The 6,421-nt window shown below is 71.5% G+C and carries 6 protein-coding genes and 1 pseudogene; 5 read left to right on the forward strand and 2 right to left on the reverse strand.

Going from position 1 to position 6,421, the window contains the following annotated elements:
- From IJH84_RS16675 to IJH84_RS16695, 5 genes and pseudogenes are all read left to right on the forward strand, one after another.
- Positions 1-527: pseudogene (locus IJH84_RS16675) on the forward strand (AMP-binding protein); the annotation flags it as partial.
- Between the two features lie 158 nt (positions 528-685).
- A complete protein-coding gene (locus tag IJH84_RS16680) occupies positions 686-2,164 on the forward strand; it encodes an NAD(P)/FAD-dependent oxidoreductase (RefSeq protein ID WP_295146031.1) in 1,479 nt (492 codons plus the stop codon).
- A 48-nt stretch (positions 2,165-2,212) separates the two neighbouring features.
- Positions 2,213-3,895 (forward strand): GMC family oxidoreductase N-terminal domain-containing protein, encoded by a 1,683-nt coding sequence (locus tag IJH84_RS16685; RefSeq protein WP_295146033.1) that lies wholly within the window; start codon positions 2,213-2,215, stop codon positions 3,893-3,895.
- A gap of 23 nt (positions 3,896-3,918) precedes the next feature.
- Positions 3,919-4,542, forward strand: coding sequence for an acetoacetate decarboxylase family protein (locus IJH84_RS16690; RefSeq protein WP_200069483.1), 624 nt, complete (start codon positions 3,919-3,921; stop codon positions 4,540-4,542).
- 47 nt (positions 4,543-4,589) lie between these two features.
- Positions 4,590-5,249, forward strand: a complete 660-nt coding sequence (locus tag IJH84_RS16695) for a transcriptional regulator (RefSeq protein WP_295146036.1) — start codon at positions 4,590-4,592, stop codon at positions 5,247-5,249.
- 135 nt (positions 5,250-5,384) lie between these two features.
- On the opposite strand, the gene IJH84_RS16700 is transcribed toward IJH84_RS16695, so the two are convergent.
- Both IJH84_RS16700 and IJH84_RS16705 read right to left on the reverse strand, forming a co-directional pair.
- Positions 5,385-5,603 (reverse strand): hypothetical protein, encoded by a 219-nt coding sequence (locus tag IJH84_RS16700; protein WP_295146038.1) that lies wholly within the window; start codon positions 5,601-5,603, stop codon positions 5,385-5,387.
- A gap of 40 nt (positions 5,604-5,643) precedes the next feature.
- Positions 5,644-6,261, reverse strand: a complete 618-nt coding sequence (locus IJH84_RS16705) for a TetR/AcrR family transcriptional regulator (RefSeq protein ID WP_200069481.1) — start codon at positions 6,259-6,261, stop codon at positions 5,644-5,646.
- Positions 6,262-6,421: the final 160 nt, after the last annotated feature.

Below are 6,421 nucleotides of genomic sequence, written 5' to 3' on the forward strand. Positions count from 1 at the left end.
CGCCCGGCACGGTCGGCCGGTCCCCGCGCGGGTGCGCGGTGCGGCTCTACGACGAGCGCAACCGGCGCATCACCCGACCGCACACCGCTGGCCGGATCTTCGCAGGTGGCCAGCTCGCCTTCACCGGCTACACCACCGCCGGGGTCGGTCGCGGGCGCATCGACGGGCTGATCGACACCGGGGACGTGGGGCACTTCGACGGTGACGGGCTGCTGTTCGTCGACGGGCGAGCCGACGACATGATCATCTCCGGCGCGGAGAACGTGTTCCCCGCCGAGGTGGAGAACCTCATCGCGACCCACCAAGCGGTCAAGGACGTCGCGGTCATCGGCGCCGAGGACGCGGAATTCGGTCAGCGGCTGCGGGCTTTCGTGGTGCCGATCCCGGGCGCCGAGCTGGAACCGCAGGAGATCGTCGAGGTCGTCCGCCGCCGGCTGGCCCGGCACAAGGTCCCGCGCGAGGTCGTGCTGGTGAAGTCGGTTCCGCGCAACACCACCGGAAAGCTGGTGCGCCGCGCGCTGGCCTGAGCCCGGTGCCCCGGTGCGCTCGGTGCCGGTGAGGCCAGTGCCCGATGAGTCCGGTGTCCGAAGATGTCAACGATCTGACCGCCGGGGTCAGACCGGTGCGGGCGGCTGCGGCTTAGCGTGATCTCCGAACTGCAGCGCACGAGCCCCAGGAGTCCGCGATGGCACCGATCCGCCCGCCGCATGTGGCCATCATCGGCAGTGGTTTCGCCGGTATCGCGGTGGCGGCCGAACTGCGCCGCGCCGGGTACACCTCGTTCACCATCTACGAGCGGGCCGCCCGCGTCGGCGGTGTGTGGCGGGACAACACCTATCCGGGAGCCGCCTGCGACGTGCCGTCGCACCTGTATTCGTTCTCGCACGCGCGGGAACCGCGCTGGCGGTTCCGGTTCGCCCGGCAGCCGGAGATCTTGCGGTACCTGCGCCGGTGCGTCGAGCACTACGGGCTCACCGACCACCTGCGGCTTAGCACCGCGATCGTGGCCGCGCACTACGACGAGCAGCAGTGCCGGTGGCGGTTGCGGACCGAGTCCGGCGAGCAGGTGCAGGCCGACGTGCTCGTACCCGCGGTCGGCCAGCTCAGCGAGCCGCTGGTGCCGGATCTGCCGGGCCGGGAGGAGTTCGCGGGCCGGGCGTTCCACTCCGCGCGGTGGGACCACGGCTGCGAGCTGGCCGGGAAGAACGTCGCGGTGGTCGGCACCGGCGCGAGCGCGATCCAATTCGTGCCCGAGATCGCCGAGCGCGCCGCGAAGCTGACGGTTTTCCAGCGCTCCGCACCGCACGTGGTGCCCCGTCCGGACCGGCCGTACCGGCCGCGGCACGAATTCGCGTTCCGCCGCGTTCCGGGTGCGCAACTGCTGGGCAGGCTCGGAGTGTGGTTGTTCTTCGAGTTCGCCGGGCGCGGGATGACCACCGCGCAGCCGATCGGCCGCGCGTTCACCGCCGTGGCGCGCAGGCACCGCGCAGCGCAGCTCGCCGAAGCCGAGACGGCGGAGGGGATGACCCCGGACCACGCCATCGGTTGCAAGCGGGTGCTGTTCTCCAGCGACTACTACCCGGCGTTCAACCGGCCCGGAGTGCGGTTGGAGCGCGAGTCGATCGAGCGGGTCACGCCCAGCGGCATCCGGACCGCGGACGGCATCGAGCACGACGCCGACGTGCTGATCTTCGGCACCGGCTTCGACGCGCAGCACTTCCTCTCCTCGATCACGGTGCGCGGCAAGGGAAACCGGCTGCTGAGCGAGGAGTGGGGCGACGGCGCGCGCGCCTACCTGGGGCTGTCGGTGCCGCAATTCCCGAACATGTTCCTGATGTACGGCCCGAACACCAACCTCGGATCCGGTTCCATCGTGCACATGCTGGAAAGTCAGGCGCGGTACGTGGTGCGCGCGGTGCGGGAGATCGTGCGCCGGAGCGGCGCGGCGTTGGAGGTGCGCGCCGAGGCGGCCGAAGAATTCGACCGCGAGATCCAGGAACGGTTGCAGCACAGCGTGTGGACGACCTGCTCGAGCTGGTATCGCGGTGCGGACGGGCGGATCAGCACGAACTGGCCCGGTTCGATGGCCGAGTACCGGCGCCGCACCCGGCGGGTGGCGCTGGACGACTACCGGGTCCTGAGCCCGGGTGCCGTGCAGTCCTGACCCCCCGCCGAGTGTGTCCACAGTGGTGAAACGACAGCGAGGTTGCGCATGGCCGACTACGACGTGCTCGTCATCGGATCCGGTTTCGGCGGCGGGGTTTCCGCGCTGCGGCTGACCGAGAAGGGCTACCGGGTGGGGGTGCTCGAAGCGGGCAAGCGCTTCTCCGACGCGGACTTCCCGAAGACCTCCTGGCGGGTCCGCGACTACCTGTACCTGCCCGCGCTGGGCTGCTACGGCATCTTCCGGCTCAACCTGCTCAAGGACGTGCTGATCCTCAGCGGCGCCGGAGTGGGCGGCGGTTCCCTGGTGTACGCGAACACGCTGTACGAACCGCCGAAGGAGTTCTACCGGCACCCGCAGTGGGCCGGGATCACCGACTGGGAGCAGGAACTCGCGCCCTACTACGACCAGGCCAAGCGGATGCTCGGTGTGACCCGCAACCCGCGCGACACACCGTCCGATGAGGTCATGCGGCGGGTCGGCGAGGAGCTCGGCATCGGCGACACCTACCACACCTCCCAGGTCGGGGTTTTCTTCGGCGAGCCGGGGGAAACCGCCGCCGACCCGTACTTCGGCGGCGCCGGACCGGACCGCAGCGGATGCATCCACTGTGGAGCTTGCATGACCGGGTGCAGGCACGGCGCGAAGAACACCGTGGCGAAGAACTACCTGCATCTGGCGGAGAACGCGGGCGCCGCGGTGCATCCGATGACCACGGCCACGACGGTGCGGCCGCTGCCGGGCGGCGGGTACGCAGTGGACACCGTGCGCACCGGTGGCCGATTCCGCAAGCACCGCAAGACCTTCACCGCAGACCAGGTGATCTTCTCCGCCTCCGCGCTGGGCACCCAGAAGCTGCTGCACCGGATGCGCGACGAGGGCGTGCTGCCGCGCATTTCGGCCAAGCTGGGCGTGCTCAGCCGCACCAACTCCGAGCAGATCCTCGCCGCCCGCGCGAAAGGGTCCGAACGCGACTTCAGCGAAGGAGTCACGATCACCTCGTCGCTGCACCCGGACTCGACGACGCACATCGAACCGGTCCGCTACGGCAAGGGCAGCAACCTGCTCGCCCTGCTGGAGGCGTCGCTGGTGGACCCGAAGCCGGGACGCAACCGCCTGCTGCTGGGATTGCGGCACATGCTGCGCAACTGGCGCGACCTGCCCACGTTGCACAACCCGCGGCGCTGGTCGCAGCAGGCGATCATCCTGCTGGTGATGCAGGCGGTGGACAACTCCCTGACGCTGCGCAGCAAACGCGGCCTGTTCGGGCGAAGGCTCACCAGCGAGCAGGGCGGCGGTGAGCCGAACCCCACCTGGATCCCGGCCGGGCACGACGCGGCCCGCGCGGTCGCGCGCGACATCGGCGGCGTACCGGCGGGCAGCTGGGCCGATCTGGCCAACGTGCCCATCACCGGGCATTTCATCGGCGGCTGCGCGATCGGCGCGGACGCCGAGCAGGGTGTCGTGGACCCGTACCATCGCCTCTACGGCCATCCGGGGCTGCACGTCGTGGACGGCTCCACGATCTCGGCCAACCTCGGGGTGAATCCCTCGCTGACGATCACCGCGCAGGCAGAGCGGGCGATGGCGCTGTGGCCGAACAAGGGCGAACCGGACCGCCGCCCGGAACTCGGCGAGCCGTACCAGCAGGTCCCCGCGAGCACGCCCGGCCGCCCGGTCGTGCCGGAGGCCGCGCCGGGCGCACTGCGCCTGCCGGTCACCCCCGTCTGAACGCCCAGAGCTTGGAGGCATCGATGACCTATCCGCCCGAACCGTGGAACATGCGCGCCAGCATGCACATGTCGCTGTGGCCGGTGCCCGCGTTCGAGCTGCCGGACGTGCCTGCCGGGACCGAGCCTGCGCTGCTCGGCGGTTCCGGGCTGGTCGGCACCGCGTGGCTGGTCTACGGGCCGGGTTCGGTGCTGGAGTACAACGAGCTGCTGGAGGCGGTGCTGGTGCGCCACGACGGCCGCCCGCACGTGACCATCACGAAGATCTGGGTGGACAGCGCCGCGTCCAAGCAGGGCGGCCGCGAGCTCTGGGGCATCCCGAAGGAGCTGGCGCGGTTCCGGCTGCGTTCGGCGACCGGGCAGGCCGGCGAATCGCGGGTCGCGTCGTTCGCTGCGGACGGCATCGCCTCGGCCGGGTTCACCCGGCTGGCGAAGCTGCCCGGGAACTGGCCGTTCGACTACCAGCTCGCGCAGACCCTCGACGGCCGGCTCAAGATCAGCGGTTTCCACGGGTCGTCCCCGGCGGGCCTGTGCACGGCGTCCTGGCGGTTCGAAGCGAGCGGCCCGCTGGCCTGGCTGGCGGGCAGGCGGCCGCTGGCCAGCGTGCAGCTGCGGGACGTGTCGTTGCGCTTCGGCGACGAGAACTGAGGGTTTTCTGATCAGCGGCCGGTGCGCGGCGTGCGATCATCGCGGTCATGACTGGCTCCGCTCGTGCGCTGTTGGACTCGGTGCAGCAGGAGCTCGCGCCGCGGGAGGGCGGCAACCGGCTGGTCCCGCTGGTCCGGCACGGCAACGCCCCGCGTGCGGTGCCTGCCGCGCTGGCCGCTGAGGAACACCGCATCGTGCCGTGCGACTGGCGCAGCTTCCTGACCCTGTCGGCCCGCGCCACCGACCGGCCCACCCGGGAGTTCTTCGCCGGGCTCGCCGCGGGCGAAGGCGCCGCGCTCAACGCGCTGCCGAAACTCGCCCGCGCGCTCGGGTGGGATGACGACGAGGTGGCTGCCTACCGCCCCGCAGCGGGCTGCCAGGCGTACCCGGCGTACATGTCGTGGCTGGCGCTGCACGCCGAGCCCGCCGACGCAGCGGTCGCCATCGTGTCGAACTTCGCGGCGTGGGGCGGGTATTGCGCCGAGATCGCGCACGGCCTGCGGTCGCACTACGGCTTGTCCGAACAGGACTGCGAGTTCTTCGGCCTGTTCGCGCACCCCGCTCCCGGGGCTGCCGAGCAGGCCGAAGCGGCGGTGCAGGCCGGGCTCGACGCCGGGAAGTTGACCGAGTCCACCGCCCGCGAGCAGGCGCGCCTGTTCCAGGAGTTCGAGCTGATGTTCTGGAACACCCTCGCCGACGCGGGCTAGGTTCCGCGCACCCTGCGCAACGCCTGGCCCGCAGCGCGGTCGGCTTCGAGCTCCAGCGGCGGCAATGGATGGATCTCGCCGCGCGTTGCGATATGTCCTGCTGCCAGTACTGCACCAGCAGGATGCCGGGAACGATCAGCGCGCGGCCGGAGCGGCCGCCCCCGGCGGGCTCAGGTTCAGCTCCTCGTCCGGCCCGGGTTCGCCGAACGCGGCCATCGTGGGATGCAGTCCCGCCGCGCCGAGCGCGATGTTGCCACCCAGCCACAGCGCGTCGAGGAAGTTGCCCGCGTCGTAGGTGCCGCTGAGCTGTTGCAGCACGTAGGGGTTGGACCGGGAGGCCCCGCGGATCCGCACGTCCGTGCGGCACAGCCACGCCGTAGGACACTATGGACGGTCATGCCACCAGCGCACGCACCAGATCCGCCAGCCCTGCCTTGATCCGTTCCGGCTGCATCCCGGCGATCTCACGCTGGTAGGTCACCATGCCGGCGCCGAGCGGGGCCAGCAGCGCGTCCGCCAGGTAGTGCTCGTCCGAGCCCGGCCTGGCCTGCCGCAGCAGCTCGGCGAGGTGGCGGTGATGCACCGCGTAAGCCCCGCTGAGGTACCGCGCGTGCGGGGTGTTGTGCTCGGCCAGCAGCAGCAGTGCCGACTGCTCCTCGACCCGGGCGACCAGTGCGTGCAGGAACGCGGTGATGCGCTCGGCGGCCGCGGCGCCGGGTCCGAGCGGCGGAGCGCCGCGCAGGAAGGACTCCTGGAACTCGCGTTCCCGCTCGTCGAGCAGCGCGTAGGCCAGCCCGGCGCGGTCGCCGAACCGGCGGTAGACGGTGCCAACGCCGACACCGGCGGAGTGCGCGACCTCCTCCATGGAGAGTCCTTCGACGCCGCTGGTGCGCACGATGTCCCGGGCCGCGTCCAAGATCCGCTTGCGGTTCCGCGCCGCATCGGCCCGTTCGGCGGGCTGGGCGCGGGGGAGGCCGAGCACGGGGTCGCCGGACGGCTGTTCGGCTGGCATCCGCGCTCCTCCTCGCCTCCGGTGCGTCCGGCCCAGTCTGCCGATCGGCGAGCGCCGAACCAACCCGCCGCACGCGCGCGTCGCGAACATCACCGACCGGCCGCGCCGAGCGAGAACGGCGCCGGAACACGGCCGACTGCGGCCGGGAACGACTCCGACC

This window comes from Saccharopolyspora sp., assembly GCF_017434145.1.
GTDB lineage: Bacteria > Actinomycetota > Actinomycetes > Mycobacteriales > Pseudonocardiaceae > Saccharopolyspora_C > Saccharopolyspora_C galaxeae.